Genomic DNA, 18008 nt, shown 5'->3' with positions numbered 1-18008 from the left:
GGGCAATCCGCTGGCGGCCGCGCCGTGATTCAAGGTGTGTCACAGGGTGGGTTACTGGCCGCCCACGCCGCCCGAGGAGGTCCCGGTGGCGCCGCCCGTGCCGGTGCCGGTGCCGCCCACGCCGCCCATGGTGCCGCCGGAGCCGCTGGTGCCGCTGCCTCCCACGCCGCCGGCGGTGCCCGGCGCTCCCGTGGTGCCCGCGCCGCCCGTGCCGGTGGTGCCTTCGGTGCCGGGCGCGGTGGAGCCCGTGGTGCCCGTCCCGCTGCCGCCCATGGTGCCGGTGCTGTTGGAGCCGCTACCGCCAATCGTCCCGGTGCTCGTGCCCGAGCCACCGTAGGTGCCGGTGCTGGTCCCCGTGCCGGTGGAGGGCGACGTGTAGCCGCCGGTGCCCGTGCTCGTGCCCGTCCCGGTGGAGGGTGACGTGTAGCCGCCGGTGCCCGTGCTCGTGCCCGTCCCGGTGGAGGGTGACGTGTAGCCGCCGGTGCCCGTGCTCGTGCCCGTCCCGGTGGAGGGCGACGTGCCGCCCGTGCCGGAAGTGCTCCCGGTGCCGGTGGTGCCCGAACCTCCGATGCCGGTCGCGGAGCCGCTGGTGTCCACGCCCGTGGAGTTGGTGCTGCCCGGCGTGAAGGTGCCGCTGGAGCCCGCGCTCCCGGTCTGCCCGGGGCTGGTCATCCCCGACGAGGTGCCCGTGGAGCCGGACGTCGTGCCGGCGCTGGACCCGCTGCCGGTCTGCTGCGCGAGCGCGGTGGTGGAGAGCATGAAGCTGAAGGCGAGGGCCGCGGTGGTGATGGAGCGTCGCATGTCTGGAATCCCTTTCCGGTGCTTGGACCGGCGCTTGGTGTCGTAAAGGTGTGTGCATCACCGGACACCGCAACCCTGGGAAAGAAGCCGGCTCATGGCAGGTCGGCAGCCTGGAGGGACGCCCGCAGGGCGGCAGCGGGGGGGACGGCGCAAGCTCCCTTGGAGACCTTCCAGGCATCGCAGGCGCCTCTTCGCGCCAGTTCTGTGCTGTCCTCCGGTCCGGAAGGGAGCGTGCGTGGGCGGACGGGGAGGGCCTCTGGCTACGGGCCGCAAAAGCGCACGACTCCTGCGAGGCGTGAGCGCCCGCGCGTGGCCGCTCACGCTCGTCATCGCCGCGGGCCTGGGGCTGCTGCTCTACGTCGCCACCACCAGCCTGCCGTACCTCATCGCCTCACCCGTCGGTGACGCCTACCTGGGCGCGCTCAATGACTGTCTGTCGCGGCAGCTCGCCGGAGCCACGCGGCTGGGCTGGGCCGTGGCGCCGGATGCATCGCGCGCGGCGGTGTTCGGGCCCCGCATCGTCGCCGTCTGCGGCGAGGACGGCACCCACGCGCGGCTGGAGCTCCCCGGCGCCACCGCGCTCGCCTTCGATGGGGAGCGCCACCTCTGGGTCGCCACCGGCGGCCACCTGCTGCGGGAGCGCGACGGCACCCTCCAACCGGTCGGCGACATCACTCCACCGGAGTGGCTCATCGGCCACGCGGGCGGAGTGATTGCGTTGGATGCCGCCGGACAGCTCGTCTCCGTGGCCCCGGACGGCAAGGTGCTGGGACAGGCGCAGGTCCCCGGTACCGGAGGGCGGCTCTCCGTGGGGCCGGGCGGCCTGCTGGCGGCCGTGGAGTGGGGCGGCGGAGTGCTCGTCTACGAGGCACGCACCCTGGCGCTCGTCCGCGCGGAAGCCCCGTGCCCCGTCGAGTTCCTGTGGTGGTTGGACACCGCGGATCAGGTCCTGCTCGCCTGTGGCGCGGCGCCTCCCCAGGAGGGCGTGCCCGCCCCGGCCGCGCTCCGCTTCGATGTGCGAACGGGCACCCATCAGGCGGTGCCTGCCCGGACGCGCGCGCCTGCCCGGCGACTCCCGGGCCGAGCACTGTATGTGCAGGGTTGCGACGGCTTCCCGTGTACAGCCACGCCACCCTGAACCTGTTATCTGGAAGCCCGCTCCAGGGCTTCCAGGGATGACGTGATCCACGTCCAGGCAGGTCGTTCAGTGCCTGACAGAAAATGCCTTCCCCTTCCGGCTTTGGATTCGACAAGTCCGCGAACTCATTGGAAGTTCATGAGATCGCGGGCTGTTTTTTCAGCTCCAGCCGCAGCGCCTTCCCGCTCAGGGGTTTCATTCGTGGATGACACCAAGGTTTCCAGCTCCTCCTCTCCCCGCAAGCGCGCCAATGGGCGCAAGGCAGCGGGGACAGACGCCGCACCGGAGGCTGGCAGGTCGGGGACACGTACGCCCACGACCCCCAACGTCGCGAGCAACCGGCTGAGCAATCCGGTGGAGCCCCGCGGCGCCGCTGAATCCGCGGCCACCCGTCGCCCTCCCGCCCGGGGTCGCAATGGCAACGGCGGCGGTCGCATCACGCCCGACGACGGCCTGCGTGCCGGCGGTCCGCCTCCGCTCCAGCAGCTGCTGGCGGCGCTCCGGGCCGTGCAGGGCGGTGACTTCTCCGTGCGGCTGCCGTCGGGCGCGCAGGACGTGGTGATGGATGAGATCGCCCGCGCGTTCAACGCGGTGGTGACGCTCAGCTCCACGCTCACCCACGAAATCGTCCGGGTGGAGCGCGTCGTCGGCCGCGAGGGCCGCATGGGCGAGCGCGTGACGCTGGGCGACGTGCGGGGCGACTGGGCCACCAGCGTCCAGTCCATCAACGCGCTCATCGGCGACCTGGTGCAGCCCACCACGGAAGTCGCTCGCGTGCTGGTGGCGGTGGCCGAAGGCGACCTCACCCAGAAGATGGCGCTGGAGATCGACGGCCAGCCCGTGAAGGGCGAGTTCCTCCGCATCGGCACCACCGTGAACGCGATGGTGGATCAGCTCAACAGCTTCGCCGCCGAAGTGACGCGCGTCGCGAAGGAGGTCGGCACCGAGGGCAAGCTGGGCGGTCAGGCCGACGTGAAGGGCGTGTCCGGCGTGTGGAAGGACCTCACGGACAACGTGAACGTCCTCGCCGGCAACCTCACCGCGCAGGTGCGAAACATCGCGGAGGTCACCACGGCCGTCGCCCGCGGCGACCTGTCGCGGAAGATCACCGTGGACGTGAAGGGCGAAGTGCTGGAGCTGAAGAGCACCATCAACACGATGGTGGATCAGCTCAACAGCTTCGCCTCCGAAGTGACGCGCGTCGCGCGCGAGGTCGGTACCGAAGGAAAGCTGGGCGGTCAGGCCGCCGTGTCCGGCGTGTCCGGCACGTGGAAGGACCTCACCGACAACGTGAACTTCATGGCGTCCAACCTCACGACGCAGGTGCGCGGCATCGTGAAGGTGGTGACGTCGGTCGCCAACGGGGACCTCACCCAGAAGCTGATGGTGCCGTCGCAGGGTGAGATCGCCGCGCTGGGCGCCACGCTCAACAACATGACGGACACGCTCAACGTGTTCGCGCAGCAGGTGACCAGCGTCGCGCGCACGGTGGGTGTCGAGGGCAAGCTGGGCGCCCAGGCCCAGGTGCCCGGCGCCGCGGGGACGTGGAAGGACCTCACGGACAACGTGAACCTGATGGCGTCCAACCTCACCAGCCAGGTGCGAAACATCGCGGAGGTCTCCACCGCCGTCGCCAATGGCGACCTGTCGCGGAAGATCACCGTGGACGTGAAGGGCGAGGTGCTGGAGCTCAAGAGCACGCTCAACACGATGGTGGACCAGCTCCGCGCCTTCGCCTCCGAAGTGACCCGCGTCGCGAAGGAAGTCGGTACGGACGGCAAGCTGGGCGGTCAGGCCGCGGTGCCCGGCGTCGCCGGCACGTGGAAGGACCTCACCGACAACGTCAACAGCATGGCCTCCAACCTGACCACCCAGGTGCGAAACATCGCCCTGGTGACGACGGCGGTGGCCACGGGTGACCTGTCCAAGAAGATCACCGTCGATGCGCGCGGTGAAATCCTGGAGCTGAAGAACACCATCAACACGATGGTGGATCAGCTCAACAGCTTCGCCTCGGAAGTGACCCGCGTCGCGCGCGAGGTCGGTACGCACGGCAAGCTGGGCGGTCAGGCCGACGTGAAGGGCGTGTCCGGCACGTGGAAGGACCTGACGGACAACGTGAACTTCATGGCGTCCAACCTCACCACCCAGGTGCGAGGCATCGCCAAGGTCGTGACGGCGGTCGCGAACGGCGACCTCACCCAGCGCCTGAAGATGGAGGCGAAGGGCGAGGTGGCGGAGCTCGCGGACACCATCAACGCGATGACCCAGACGCTCTCCATCTTCGCGCAGCAGGTGACGGACGTGGCGCGCACGGTGGGCGTGGAAGGCAAGCTGGGCGCCCAGGCCGTGGTGCCCGGGGTGGCCGGCACCTGGAAGGACCTCACCAACAACGTGAACCTGTTGGCGAACAACCTCACCGATCAAGTCCGTAACATCGCCGAGGTGACGACGGCCGTCGCGAAGGGCGACCTGTCCCGGAAGATCACCGTCGATGCGAAGGGCGAAGTCCTTGAGCTCAAGAGCACCATCAACACGATGGTGGATCAGCTCCGCGCGTTCGCCGCCGAAGTGACCCGCGTCGCGAAGGAAGTCGGTACGGACGGCAAGCTGGGTGGCCAGGCCGACGTGAAGGGCGTGTCCGGCGTCTGGAAGGACCTCACGGACAACGTCAACAGCATGGCCTTCAACCTCACCACGCAGGTGCGAGGCATCGTCAAGGTGGTGACGGCGGTCGCCGACGGTGACCTGTCCCAGAAGCTGGTGATGGAGGCGAAGGGTGAGATCGCCGCGCTCGCGGACACCATCAACGCGATGACGCAGACGCTGTCCGTCTTCGCGCAGCAGGTGACGGACGTGGCACGCACGGTGGGCGTGGAAGGCAAGCTGGGCGCCCAGGCGGAAGTGCCCGGCGTCGCCGGCACGTGGAAGGACCTCACCAACAACGTGAACCTGCTGGCCAACAACCTCACGGCCCAGGTGCGAAACATCGCCGAGGTGACCACGGCCGTCGCGAACGGCGACCTGTCGAAGAAGATCACCGTCGATGCGAAGGGCGAGGTGCTGGAACTCAAGAGCACCATCAACACGATGGTGGACCAGCTCCGCGCGTTCGCCGCCGAAGTGACCCGCGTCGCCAAGGAAGTCGGTACCGAAGGCAAGCTGGGCGGTCAGGCCGACGTGAAGGGCGTGTCCGGCGTGTGGAAGGACCTCACCGACAACGTGAACGTCCTCGCCGGCAACCTCACGGATCAGGTCCGCAACATCGCCAAGGTCACGACGGCGGTGGCGAACGGCGACCTGTCCCAGAAGATCACGGTGAGCGTGAAGGGCGAGGTGCTGGAGCTGAAGAACACCATCAACACGATGGTGGACCAGCTCCGCGCGTTCGCCTCCGAAGTGACGCGCGTCGGCAAGGAAGTCGGTACCGAAGGAAAGCTGGGCGGCCAGGCCGCGGTGCCCGGTGTGGCCGGCGTGTGGAAGGACCTCACCGACAACGTGAACGTCCTCGCCGCGAACCTCACCGACCAGGTGCGAAACATCGCGAAGGTCACCACCGCGGTGGCCTACGGCGACCTGTCGCAGAAGATCTCCGTCGAGGCGAAGGGTGAAATCCTGGAGCTGAAGAGCACCATCAACACGATGGTGGACCAGCTCCGCGCGTTCGCCTCCGAAGTGACCCGCGTCGCGAAGGAAGTCGGTACGGACGGCAAGCTGGGCGGTCAGGCCGCGGTGCCGGGGGTCGCCGGTACGTGGAAGGACCTCACGGACAACGTGAACAGCATGGCGTCCAACCTCACCAGCCAGGTGCGCAACATCGCGCTGGTGACAACGGCGGTCGCGAACGGTGACCTGTCGAAGAAGATCACCGTCGACGCGAAGGGTGAAATCCTGGAGCTGAAGAACACCATCAACACGATGGTGGATCAGCTCAACAGCTTCGCCTCCGAAGTGACGCGCGTCGCTCGCGAGGTGGGCGCCGAAGGCAAGCTGGGTGGGCAGGCGGAAGTGAAGGGCGTGTCCGGAACGTGGAAGGACCTCACGGACAACGTGAACTTCATGGCCCGCAACCTCACCACGCAGGTGCGCGGCATCGTCAAGGTCGTGACCGCGGTGGCGAACGGCGACCTGAAGCAGAAGCTGGTGGTGGACGCGAAGGGCGAAGTCGCCGCGCTCGCGGAGACCATCAACAACATGACGGACACGCTGGGCATCTTCGCGGAGCAGGTGTCCTCCGTGGCCCGCGAGGTCGGCGTGGAAGGCAAGCTGGGGGGACAGGCCCGCGTGCCCGGTGTCGCCGGCACGTGGAAGGACCTCACGGACAACGTGAACTTCATGGCCTCCAACCTCACCACGCAGGTGCGCGGCATCGTGCGCGTGGTGACGGCGGTCGCGAACGGTGACCTGACCCAGAAGCTCATCGTCGATGCGAAGGGCGAGGTGGCCGCGCTCGCGGACACCATCAACAACATGACGGACACGCTGGGCACCTTCGCGGAGCAGGTCTCCACGGTGGCCCGCGAGGTCGGTATCGAAGGAAAGCTGGGCGGCCAGGCCCGCGTGCCCGGTGCGCGCGGCACGTGGCGGCAGCTGACCGACAACGTGAACCAGTTGGCCGGCACGCTGACCAGCCAGCTGCGCGCCATCTCCGACGTGGCCACCGCCGTGACGAAGGGCGACCTGACCCGCAGCATCACGGTCGTCGCCGAAGGCGAGGTCGCGGCGCTGAAGGACAACATCAACCAGATGATCGTCAACCTGCGTGAGACCACGCAGAAGAACCAGGAGCAGGACTGGCTCAAGACGAACCTGGCGAAGTTCAGCGGCATGATGCAGGGCCAGAAGTCCCTGGATGCCGTCAGCCGCCTCATCATGAGCGAGCTGACGCCGCTGGTGTCCGCGCACCACGGCGCCTTCTTCCTCGCCGACAGCGAGGGCGGCGTGCCCGCGCTCAAGCTGACCAGCACCTACGCGTACCGGGAGCGCAAGCACCTGGCCAACCGGTTCCGGCTGGGCGAGGGGCTCGTCGGGCAGTGCGCGCTGGAGAAGAAGACCATCCTCCTGACGCGCGTGCCGTCGGACTACATCACCATCGCGTCCGGCCTGGGCGAGGCCGCGCCGCTCAACATCATCGTCCTGCCCGTCCTCTTCGAGGGCGAGGTCAAGGCGGTCATCGAGCTGGCCTCGTTCCACCCGTTCAGCGCCATCCACCAGATCTTCCTGGATCAGCTGACGGAGAGCATCGGCGTCGTGCTGAACATGATCATGGCGAACATGCGCACGGAGACGCTGCTCTCCGAGTCGCAGCGCCTGACGCAGGAACTCCAGAGCCAGTCGCGTGAGCTGACGCAGCAGCAGGACGAGCTCAAGCGCACGAACATCGAGCTGGAGGACAAGGCGAAGGAGCTGGCGGACCAGAACACCCGCGTCGAAGAGAAGAACCGCGAGGTGGAGCTGGCGCGCGTCAGCCTGGAGGAGAAGGCGGAACAGCTCACCATCATCTCCAAGTACAAGAGCGAGTTCCTGGCCAACATGAGCCACGAGCTGCGCACGCCGCTCAACTCGCTGCTCATCCTCGCGAAGCTGCTGTCCGACAACAAGGACGGCAACCTGTCCAACAAGCAGGTCGAGTACGCGAACACCATCTACGCGTCCGGCGGAGACCTGCTCACCCTCATCAACGAGATCCTCGACCTGTCCAAGGTGGAGGCCGGCAAGATGCAGGTGGAGCCGCGGGACATCGTCCTCACGGAGCTCAACCAGTTCATCGAGCGCAGCTTCCGCCCGGTGGCGGACCAGAAGGGCCTCAGCTTCCAGGTGGAGGTGCTCACGGGCACGCCGCGCCACGTGCGCACGGACCCGCAGCGGTTGCAGCAGGTGCTCAAGAACCTGCTGTCCAACGCCTTCAAGTTCACCGACGAGGGCGGGGTGAAGCTCACGGTGCGCCTGGCGGAGAAGTCCATGCGCTTCGACCACGAGGCGCTGCGCCGTTCGCGCCACGTGCTCGCCTTCGCCGTGAAGGACAGCGGCATCGGCATCGCCAAGGACAAGCAGCGCATCATCTTCGAGGCGTTCCAGCAGGCGGACGGCTCCACCGCCCGCAAGTACGGCGGCACCGGCCTGGGCCTGTCCATCAGCCGTGAAATCGCCAAGCTGCTGGGCGGTGAAATCCGCCTGGAGAGCGAACCCGGCAAGGGCAGCACGTTCACCCTGTACCTGCCGCCCGAGTACCAGGGCTCCGAGGACGAGGCCGTGCAGTCCGTGGACCCGGCCACGCGCGCGCTGGGGGCCATGACGGAGACCGTCGCCGTGGCGCCGGTGCCCGTGCTCGCCCCGCCGCCGACCGTGGCGGAGAAGGAGGGGCACGTGCTGGACGCCGCGCTGCCCCCGCCGGTGGAGGGCACGCACGCGCCCGTCGTCGTGGAGGACGACCGCGAGCACATCCGCGCGGGCGACCGCACCCTGCTCATCATCGAGGACGACCTGAAGTTCGCCCGCATCATGGTTCAGATGGCGCGGGAGAAGGGCTTCAAGGCGCTGGTCGCCACCCGTGGCGACAGCGGCCTCGCGATGGCGCACGAGTACCAGCCGGACGCCGTCACCCTGGACATCCAGCTGCCCGTGGTGGACGGCTGGAGCGTGCTGGACCGCCTCAAGCGCAACCCGCGCACGCGCCACATCCCGGTCCACATCATCAGCGTGATGGACAAGCACCTGGGCAACACCCAGGGCGCGTTCGGCTACCTCACCAAGCCCGTGAGCAAGGAGGGGCTGGAGCGCGTCTTCGGACAGCTCTCGCGCTTCCTGGAGCGCCGCGAGCGGCGGCTGCTCGTCATCGAGGACGACGACGTCCAGCGCAACAGCCTCACCCAGCTGCTCAGCGACGGCGGCGACGTGCAGGTCACCGCGGTGGCCACCGGCCAGGAGGCCCTCCAGAAGCTGGAGGAGAACGAGTACGACTGCCTCGTCATCGACCTGCTGCTGCCCGACATGGACGGCATCAAGCTGGTGGAGGAGGTGAAGACGCAGCAGCGCTTCCGCGACCTGCCCATCGTCGTCTACACCGGCCGGGAATTGACGCCCAAGGACGAGTCCCGTCTGCGGCGCTACACCGGCAGCGTCATCCTGAAGAGCGGCGCGAAGAGCCCGGACCAGCTCCTGAGCGACACGGCGCTGTTCCTGCACCGCCTGGATGAGAACCTCCCGGCCCGTGCACGCGCGGCCCTGGCGCAGCGCAACGACCAGGACGCGCCGCTGTCCGGCAAGAAGGTCCTCCTGGTGGATGACGACATGCGCAACATCTTCGCGCTCACCAGCGTGCTGGAGAACCACAGCATGCAGGTCGTCTTCGCGGAGAACGGGCGGGCGGCCATCGAGATGCTCAACCAGCACCACGACGTGGACGTCGTGTTGATGGACGTGATGATGCCGGAGATGGATGGCTATGAGACCATGCGTGCCATCCGCAAGGACCCCAAGTACGCGAGCCTCCCCATCATCGCCGTCACCGCGAAGGCGCTGAAGGACGACCGCGAGAAGTGCATGGCGGCCGGAGCGAGCGACTACCTGCCCAAGCCGGTGGACACCGACAAGCTGCTGGAGCTCGTGCGCTTGTGGGTGAGTGCTTGATACTCAACGACGGCGATCCACCGTCGGGCCCCCTTTGCACTTCCGTATGGAAGGGGGCGGCCCTAGCCTTGCCCGCCGTGCCTTGGCCCCCAGGCACAAGCGCTCTCCTGCTGCGCACATGAACTCAACAGAACCCACTCCGGAACGTCCCCAGGATGCCGCGCACGCGCCGCGCGCGGCCATCCTGATGGTGGATGACCACCCGGCCAACCTGCTGGCGCTCGAGGCCATCCTCGAGCCGCTGGGGCAGGAGCTGGTGAAGGCCACCAGCGGCGAGGACGCGCTCAAGCAGCTGCTCCAGCGGGACTTCGCGGTCATCCTGATGGACGTGCAGATGCCGGGGCTGGACGGGTTCCAGACGGCGGCGCTCATCAAGCAGCGCGAGCGCACGCGCACCATCCCCATCATCTTCCTCACCGCGCTCAGCCGCGACGCGGCCCACGTCTTCAAGGGCTACGCGCACGGCGCGGTGGACTACCTGCTCAAGCCCTTCGACCCGGAGATCCTCCGTTCGAAGGTCAGCGTCTTCGTGGACCTGTTCCTCAAGGAGCAGCAGCTCCAGCGCCAGGCGGCGCTCTTGCGTCAGCGCGACCGGGAGATGCTGGAGCGCCAGAGCGCGCTGCGCTACCGGCGCCTTACGGAGTCCCTGCCGGAGCCCATGTGGGCCGCCCGCGCGGACGGGGCGCTGACGTACGCCAACCGGGCGTGGCGCGAGTACACCGGCCACCAGGAGGGCTATGAGCTGTCGCTCGCGGCCTTCCTGCAGGACGTGCACCCGGCGGACCGCGAGCGGATGCGCGGCGAGTGGGGCGAGGCCGTGTCCCTCAAGATTCAGGGCAGCGCGAACGAGTTCCGGCTGCGGCGCAAGGACGGCGTCTACCGCTGGCACCTGGCGCGCGCGGTGCCGGAGCACGACGAGCACGGGGCGCTGGTGGGCTGGCTGGCCATCGCCACCGACATCGACGACAAGCGCCGCGCCGAGGAGACGCTGGCGCGCTTCAAGACGACGCTGGACTCGACGCTGGACTGCGTCCTGATGTTCTCCCCGGACACGCTGGTGCTGGCGTACGCCAACGCGGGCGCGGCCAAGCAGCTCAACTCCAGCGTGGACGAGCTGGTGGGCCTGTCGGTGCTGGAGGTGGAGAGCGCCTTCGACGAGACGGGCTTCCGCAAGCTGCTGGCGCCGCTGATGTCCGGCACGCTGCCGTCGCAGACGTACACCACGAACCACCGGCGCCGCGACGGCACGGAGGTGCCGGTGGAGGTGGTGCTCCAGTACGTGGCGGAGGGCGAGGGCCCGGGCCGCTTCATCTCCGTGGCGCGCGACATCACGGAGCGTCAGCGGGCGGAGACCGCGCTGCGGCTGGCCAGCGAGGCGAAGGACGCGTTCCTCGCCGCCGCGAGCCACGAGCTGCGCACGCCGCTGGCGGCCGCGAAGGGCCACGCGCACCTGGCGCTGCTCAAGCTGGGCGGGCAGACGGAGGCCGGGCCCGGCAAGTCGCTGCAGATCATCAACCGGCAGATCGACCGGATGGCGAAGCTGGTGGAGGACCTGCTGGACATCAGCCGCCTGCAGGCCGGGCGTCTGTCATTGGAGCTGGAGTCGTTTGATTTGTCCCAGCTGGTGGTGGAGACGCGGGACCGGATGGCGGTGCTGTCGCAGACGCACGAGCTGAAGGTGGAGGTGCCCGAGCACCTGGAGGGCACGTGGGACCGCGGGCGGTTGGACCAGGTGCTGACGAACCTGTTGTCCAACGCCATTCGTTACTCGCCCGAGGGTGGGCAGGTGGTGGTGCGCCTGGTGGCGGACGGCGACACCGGCGTGCACCTGTGCGTGAAGGACCAGGGCGTGGGCATCCCGCTGGAGAAGCAGCGGCTCATCTTCGAGCGCTTCGGCCGCGCGCACGGCAGCAAGTACGGAGGCCTGGGGCTGGGGCTCACCATCAGCCAGGGCATCGTGGAGCAGCACGGCGGCCGCATCTGGGCGGAGTCCTCGGGCCAGGCCGGCCAGGGCTCCACCTTCAACGTCTGGCTGCCCCGCAACACCGCGTCGCAGGCGGCGGCGCCCGCGGACCTGTCGCGCACGCCGAGCTGAACCCTGGATTGTGAAAGCAGCTCCGGACCCCTCTGCGCGGTCCGGAGCATTGAGGCGTCCCTCGGGTTCAGCCTCTGAACGTGCTCAAGGCTCGGACGTAATCGCTGGCAGGATGTCGTCGCGCATCTGCTTGCGGATGTTGAACAGGCCTCCGTTCGGGAAGGCCTTTCCACGTCGCGTCGCCGCATCCATGACCGGGAAGAAGGCATCGGAGCGGACCTTCCGGGTTTGATAGGCGTCGAGCGTCGCGGGCAGCAGATAGCGAGGCACGCGGGTCTCCGCGGACGCATCTTCGCTCATGAGGATCCACTCGAAGGTGCGTGCGTCACTCATGTACTCCACGAACTCCAGGGCCGCGGCCTCGCACTTGCCGGTGCACCGCACTCCCAGGAAGTAGGCGTCCGTGAAGAGGACGGGATGGTTCCCCTCACCGAGCGGCGCGGAGGACAGCTTGATGTCCGAGGGACTGGAGCCTGCCGGCAGGTTCTTCAGGATGACGTGCAGTCGCTCCGAGTAGCCCATGGTCGCATCCACCTGGCTCTGAGCGAAGAGCGTCGCGGGCAGGTCGAAGTTCGCATCCTCGTCGTACGTCCCGTCGACGCAGGGATTGCCCGTGGAGGACTGGCAGGTCTGTGCGAAGTGACGCATCGACGTGAGCACCGCCGCGTCGTAGTGCTCGGTGGTGACGGCGGAGCTGACGTTGCGCGCGCCGTTGGCGTCAGCCCACGCGTCCAGATACATGGAGGGCAGGTTCCAGCTTCCAAGCATGTTCACGGCCATGTCGGGCATGGAGGTTCCCAAACCGTCCAGCGCCTGGGTGAGGCTGCTGGTGGTCTGGGCCTGGCGCACGGCTTCGCTGCGCGAAACGATGAAGTGACCACACAGCCAATGCGGGACACCGTAGAGGGCCTTCGTGTCCGGGTGCGTGGAGGCGGCAATGCCTGCCGGGTGCCAGTCCGGCCTCCGGGGGAGCCGGGGCCACGGTCGGACGGCACCTTCCGCGACCAGCTCCTGGAGGATGATGGTGTCGGTTTCGATGACGTCGTAGCCGCACTCACCCTCGCCCTTCAGGGAGCGCGCAATCTGTGACGGCTCGTAGAAGTCATCCGAGAAGCATGAGGGGTTCGTCACGAGGTCGATGTTCGGATGCGTCCGCTCGAACTCGGCTTCGATGCGCGCCCCCATGGCCTTGAGTTGATCCCCTGCCGCGTCAGGAATGTAGGGATAGAGCGGGACCCGGAGGACTGTCTTCGGCTCATGAGGATGCTTCGCATCCGCCGTGCCGCTGTCCATCAGGATGACAAGACCGCTGAGGGCGCAGAGCCATCTGCTATTCATGGTAGACCTGCTTCGAGTGTGGGATGTCCTGGCAGGAGGTTGCGCGGACGCACAGGGACAAAGCCCAGGTGCCCACGGCGCCATGCCAATTGACTGGCATCTACCAGCCTGATTTGTGTCTGTCAATGATTGCTGGTTTGTAGGGTTTCGTTGGCCTTGGCGTGTTCGCCCCCTGGGACGCGGCTGCGTTCGCGCGGGACGCAGCCGGAGAAGCCAGGGGCTCGATGCTCCGAGGGGGACGCTGCGCCTGGGGCTTCCGGCACGGCGCGTGCTCAAGGGGGGACGCAGGAGGCTTCATGCCCACGCGTCCCAACATCCTGCTGCTCACCGTCGACCAGCTCCAGTTCCCCCGGTTCGCCTATGGCCCTGACGGCGGCTTCCTGCCAGGCCTCAAGGACATCCTGGGGTTCGTATCGGAGGGAGGGGAGGACAACCCCTTCCGGAAGTTCTTCCCCGGCTTCGAGGCGCTGCGCCAGAACGCGGCGGTCTTCCGCAACCACACCATCGCGGCGTCGGCGTGCACGCCCAGCCGCGCGGTCATCTACACGGGGCAGTACGGCACGCGCACGGGTGTCACGCAGACGGATGGCCTGTTCAAGAGCGGGGATGCGGCGGCCTTCCCGTGGCTCGCGGCGGACGGGATTCCGACGCTGGGCCACTGGTTCCAGAAGGCGGGCTACCACACGCACTACTTCGGCAAGTGGCACGTGAGCAATCCGCCGGAGCACACGCTCCAGCGGTATGGCTTTGACGACTGGGAGCTGTCCTATCCGGAGCCGCACGGGGCCTCCATCAACAACCTGGGCGCCTTCCGCGACGTTGGCTTCGCGGACCTGACGTGTGACTTCCTGCGACGGATGGCATTGGGGCAGCCCTACAACCGCGCGCTCGCGAACCAGTCGTATGCGGCGCCCCGGGCCCAGGCGCCGGACGGGAGCGCGCAGCCGTGGTTCGCGGTCGCGTCGTTCACCAACCCGCACGACATCGCGACGTATCCCATCCTGCCGCGGCAGCTGGATCCGAACTGCCCCAAGCTGGGGCCGCTGGTGGTGCCGGCCGAGGGCCAGCGGTCCGTCACGCCGGTGGCGGGCACCTTCACGGTCCCGCTGAACCCGCTGGGGTTCCCGCAGGAGAACGCGAACCTGCCGACGAACCTGCGTGACACGCTGGCCAACAAGCCCCGCTGTCAGCGCGACTACGCGTACAAGCTGGGGCTCGCGCTCGCGGCGAAGACGGGGCTGACGCTGCACCAGGCGAAGGAGGGCATCGACCCGGTGACGGTAACGCTCAACTCGGGCATTCCGTTCCAGCTCACCGAGGACCCGGACGAGGCGGCGCTGCGCTTCCAGCAGTACTACGCGTGGCTCATCTCCCTGGTGGACGGGCACCTCGCGAGGGTGCTGAAGACGTTGGATGACAGCGGCCTGCGCGAGAACACGCTGGTGGTGTTCCTCTCCGACCATGGTGAGTACGGCGCCGCCCACGGCTACCTGCTGGAGAAGTGGCACACGTCCTACCAGGAGGCGCTGCACGTGCCGCTGGTGGTGCAGTTTCCCCAGGCGCAGGAGACGCGGTACATCGACGCGCTCACGAGCCACGCGGACGTGGCGCCGACGCTGCTGGGGCTGGCCGGCATCCCGCGCGAGGAACTCGCGGCCATCCGCACGGACCTGCGATTGCACCGGCCGGTGCCGCCCTTTGTCGGCGCGGACCTGAGCGCGCTGGCGCGCGGAGAGACGCAGACCGTCACGGAGCCCAGCGGTGCGCCGCGAGAAGGTGTGCTCTTCATCACCGACGATGAAATCACGGAGCCGCTGCCGCGCACCGGGGATCCGCACCAGATGCACGACGACGCGCTGTTCTCCGTGTACGCGCGCGCGGTGGAGGCGCTGCGCGAAGGCAGCACGCGGGCGGGCAAGGTGCCGGGACTGAGGCCGGGCGCGGTGTGCCAGCCGAACCACATCCGCTGCGTGCGCACGCCGCGCTGGAAGCTGGCGCGCACGTGGGACCCGTCCGGTGAGCACGCGGACGAGTGGGAGCTCTACGACATGCGGAACGACCCGCTGGAGATGGAGAACCTGCTTGTCTTCGACGGACCCTTCCCGACCGTGATTCCGGAGCTGCCCCAGGGATTGAGCCGCGCGGAGGTGGAGGAGGCGGCGAAGGCGACGCACGCGCTGCTCGGGAAGTACGAAGCGGAGAAGCTGTCGCCCTGGCCGTCGGAAGGCCTTCGAATTACTGGCTGAGCCGCCGGAGCCAGGAGTACTCGTAGCGCGGGGAAAGGCCGGTGCGCTCCTGGTAGACGAAGGGTTCCAACTTGAGCGCCAAGGCCCGGTACGGGGGCGGGATGCCGCCCTTCTGGGTATCGATGGCGTCTGGCCATTCCCCCAGGGAGATCATCACGCGTTGGCTGTCCAGGGGGAGGACGGAGACTTCCGGGAAGGGCAGTGCGCGCCGCAGGCCCTCGCCGCCGCCGAGCTGCCCGAGCAGGGGTTGGCCCACGAAGGTGAGCCAGGAAGCGCTCCGGGCGTGGGTGCCGATGGCGGAGCCGGTATCACTGACATCGTAGAGGTCCAGGCCCAGGTAGCGCTCGCGCAGCGTATCGAGCAGGTCCCAGTCCGATGTGCCCCAGCGGCCTTGGGGCGCGACGATGGCAAGGCTCGCATAGCCAAAGCTGAAGGGCAGCTCCCACGCGAGCTTGAAGGCCAGGGCGCGCAGGTGATCCGGCCCGTGCTCCAGCAGGTACTCGGTGGGGAACGTGAAGGCCACCGCGGTGGCTGGGTCATTCGGGTAGGGCCAGGAGGGCTCGCTGATTCTCCGGCCGTAGTATTCGAACTGGTAGCCACCGGATTCACTGGGGCTCTCCGACAACTCGATGCGCGAGGCTCCCTTCCACGGGCACTCAAGCATCAGCTTTCGATGATGCTCGTACCCTTTGTCATCGAACTCGACCATGTCGCCGTCGTCCGACACGTACCAGTTCAATGTCTTGGGAGGGATGGCTTGAAGGTAGAGCTGCAAGGCGCGCCAGATGGCGGGAGTCACCTCCTCATGGTCGTGGTGGATGAAGAAGGAGATCACGACACCATCCCGCGCCGCGAGCCATCCGCCCCTGTCTCGAAGCCGGATGACGGGAGGGTTCTCTCTCATGGCTGCTTCACTCCTACTCCTGTGCGTGGCGAGATCATCAGCGCTTTCCCGCCCAAGGCTTCTTCGTAAACGCCGTCCTGTCTTCTGCCGGCATAGGGGCTGCTCTCGCGATAGATCGTCCACTGCGGCGGATTGGTCTCAGGACAGGGGAACTTGAAGTCCAGGATGAGCGCGGCCTTCAGCAGGTTGCGATCCGCATGGAGGACGAGGTCCGGTTTGAGGGTCCCCCGGAGTTCCTCGGTGCAGTCCTCAGCGATGAGGCGCGCTTCCTTCTCCCGACTGATGGTCTCCACGACCTTGGCATTCGGATAATAGCGATAGCGCTGCTCGATGCTGAAGGGCGCGGGCCACCGCGCCTCCAGCACCTCGCGCGCGCACTCCAGCGCGAGCACGTGCTTCTTCCGTCCCAGCTGCATGGCCCGGGTGACGGGCTTGCCGCAGGCGTCCTGCTCCACCACCTCGCCGCATTCCGCCCGTGTCGGCGGCCGGTCCTGGAAGAAGAGGGCATTGCCCCGTCGCTCGGCCTGGACGGCGCACTTCGCGAGGCGCGCCTCCAGCTCCCCCGCCGCCTCGTGGCTCTGCAGCAAGGCAAGAACGGCTGGTGCGGACCGGACGAAGAGGGAAGCCACGGCCCGCGAAGCGGCCGCCCGCTCCGCCACAAGCGCTGCGTGACGGACGCTCGCGACGGTCCTCGTGTCGAGCGTCAGGTCCCCATGCCCGGAGTGCCGTGGACCGCCGGCACAGGCCGTGAGCAGGGCACAGGCCCCCCAGACAGCCACCTGATCCGGAACGGAACGCACGACGTCAGCGCTTGCCGCGGGCCAGCAGCATCACCGCGAGCAGGATGGCTGCCATTGCGCCAAACGTAAGCGGGCCCAGGGTCTCCCCCGCGAACACCACGCCCAACAACACCGCCACGCCCGGGTTCACATACGCATAGCTCGTCGCGAGCGCCGGCCGCGCATGCCGCAACAAGTAGCCATACGCGCTGAACGCCACCAGCGAACCAAAGACCACCAGGTACGCGAACGACACCACGGCCTTCATGGGCGGCGCGCCGTGCATCTGCTCTCCCAGCACGAAGCTCACGCCCAGCATCATCACGCCCGCGCACAACATCTGCGTCGCCGGCGCCATCAACCCCGTGGGCATCGGCAGCAGCCGCCTCCACACCGAACCGAACGCCCAGCTCATCGGCGCCACCAGCAGCGCCAGCGCCGCGGTCGCGCCACCCGTCATGTCCCCGCCCAGGTTCAGGAGCACCACGCCCGCGAACCCCAGCACCAGCCCCGCCAGCTCCGCGCGCCCGGGCCGCTGCCCGAAGGCCGCGCCGAAGATGGCCATCCACAACGGCATGCTGCCCACCACCAACGCCGCCACCCCGGACGGCACGCCCTGGTTCTGCGCGAACGCGATGCCGCCGTTGCCCACCACCAGCAACAGGAAGCCCGTGAGCGCCCCCGCTCGCCACTGCCGCGCTCCCGGCCCCGGCTGGCCCTTCAGCCGCAAGCCCGCGTAGAGCAGCCCGCCCGCCAGCAGGAAGCGCAGGCCCGCCATGCGGAACGGCGGAAAGCCCGTCAGCGCGAACCGCATCGCCAGGTAGGTGGACCCCCAGATGACGTAGAGCGAGAACAGGCTGAACAGCAGCCAGCCCCGGTGGGGGCCCTGCTCGAAGGCGTCAGGCGTCGCGGTGGTCAAGACCGCGGCCTTCTAACGCCGGCCGTTTTCCGGAGCGATGTGCGCTTTCCCGTACCCCCTCCACGCTCGGCGGGGAGCCGGCGCGGCGCCTGCCTGCTCCGCTGATTGGGCTCCCTGGATTGAATGCCCCGGGCGTCCCTCTTAGAATTCTACAGGAAG

9 protein-coding genes are annotated in these 18008 nt (G+C 68.2%); 4 read left to right on the top strand and 5 right to left on the bottom strand.

Features of this window, described 5'->3' with window-relative positions:
- Positions 1-51: 51 nt before the first annotated feature.
- Positions 52-801 carry a hypothetical protein gene (locus D7X12_RS03645; protein ID WP_120623868.1) on the bottom strand — a complete coding sequence of 250 codons (750 nt, stop codon included), beginning with the start codon at positions 799-801 and terminating at the stop codon, positions 52-54.
- A 295-nt stretch (positions 802-1096) separates the two neighbouring features.
- Here D7X12_RS03645 and D7X12_RS03640 point away from each other — a divergent pair, with 295 nt between their 5' ends.
- The 3 genes from D7X12_RS03640 to D7X12_RS03630 all read left to right on the top strand — a co-directional run bounded on the left by D7X12_RS03640 (position 1097) and on the right by D7X12_RS03630 (position 11663).
- Positions 1097-1939 carry a hypothetical protein gene (locus tag D7X12_RS03640; protein ID WP_244224329.1) on the top strand — a complete coding sequence of 281 codons (843 nt, stop codon included), beginning with the start codon at positions 1097-1099 and terminating at the stop codon, positions 1937-1939.
- A gap of 201 nt (positions 1940-2140) precedes the next feature.
- The gene (locus D7X12_RS03635; RefSeq protein WP_120623866.1) at positions 2141-9568 is read left to right on the top strand and encodes a HAMP domain-containing protein; all 7428 of its coding nucleotides are present in this window, start codon (positions 2141-2143) and stop codon (positions 9566-9568) included.
- 118 nt (positions 9569-9686) lie between these two features.
- Positions 9687-11663, top strand: coding sequence for a hybrid sensor histidine kinase/response regulator (locus tag D7X12_RS03630; protein WP_120623865.1), 1977 nt, complete (start codon positions 9687-9689; stop codon positions 11661-11663).
- Positions 11664-11747: 84 nt separating this feature from the next.
- Here the strand turns inward: D7X12_RS03630 and D7X12_RS03625 are convergent, their stop codons facing one another.
- Complete coding sequence (locus tag D7X12_RS03625; protein ID WP_208718801.1) at positions 11748-13001, bottom strand: type 2 periplasmic-binding domain-containing protein; 1254 nt, start codon at positions 12999-13001, stop codon at positions 11748-11750.
- A gap of 296 nt (positions 13002-13297) precedes the next feature.
- Here D7X12_RS03625 and D7X12_RS03620 point away from each other — a divergent pair, with 296 nt between their 5' ends.
- A complete protein-coding gene (locus tag D7X12_RS03620; RefSeq protein WP_120623864.1) occupies positions 13298-15247 on the top strand; it encodes a sulfatase-like hydrolase/transferase in 1950 nt (649 codons plus the stop codon).
- On the opposite strand, the gene D7X12_RS03615 is transcribed toward D7X12_RS03620, so the two are convergent.
- The 3 genes from D7X12_RS03615 to yedA form a co-directional block, all read right to left on the bottom strand.
- On the bottom strand, positions 15237-16151 hold the full coding sequence (locus D7X12_RS03615) for a type VI immunity family protein (protein WP_120623863.1): 915 nt from the start codon (positions 16149-16151) through the stop codon (positions 15237-15239). The genes D7X12_RS03620 and D7X12_RS03615 overlap by 11 nt on opposite strands.
- Positions 16148-16780 carry a hypothetical protein gene (locus D7X12_RS03610; protein WP_244224328.1) on the bottom strand — a complete coding sequence of 211 codons (633 nt, stop codon included), beginning with the start codon at positions 16778-16780 and terminating at the stop codon, positions 16148-16150. Before D7X12_RS03610 ends, D7X12_RS03615 begins: the two co-directional genes overlap by 4 nt.
- 175 nt (positions 16781-16955) lie before the next feature.
- Positions 16956-17849: a drug/metabolite exporter YedA gene (gene yedA, locus D7X12_RS03605; RefSeq protein ID WP_120623861.1), complete on the bottom strand. Its 894-nt coding sequence runs from the start codon at positions 17847-17849 to the stop codon at positions 16956-16958.
- Positions 17850-18008: the final 159 nt, after the last annotated feature.

Source organism: Corallococcus sicarius (assembly GCF_003611735.1).
Lineage (GTDB): Bacteria > Myxococcota > Myxococcia > Myxococcales > Myxococcaceae > Corallococcus > Corallococcus sicarius.
The sequence above is the reverse complement of the archived record's forward strand: the minus strand, read 5'-3'. Positions and strand labels throughout refer to the sequence as shown.

Excerpts from the sequence above, each read along its gene's own strand:
- D7X12_RS03645 (WP_120623868.1), bottom strand. The coding sequence starts at position 801 with ATGCGACGCTCCATCACCACCGCGGCCCTCGCCTTCAGCTTCATGCTC.
- D7X12_RS03630 (WP_120623865.1), top strand. The coding sequence starts at position 9,687 with ATGAACTCAACAGAACCCACTCCGGAACGTCCCCAGGATGCCGCGCAC.
- D7X12_RS03625 (WP_208718801.1), bottom strand. The coding sequence starts at position 13,001 with ATGAATAGCAGATGGCTCTGCGCCCTCAGCGGTCTTGTCATCCTGATG.
- D7X12_RS03620 (WP_120623864.1), top strand. The coding sequence starts at position 13,298 with ATGCCCACGCGTCCCAACATCCTGCTGCTCACCGTCGACCAGCTCCAG.
- D7X12_RS03615 (WP_120623863.1), bottom strand. The coding sequence starts at position 16,151 with ATGAGAGAGAACCCTCCCGTCATCCGGCTTCGAGACAGGGGCGGATGG.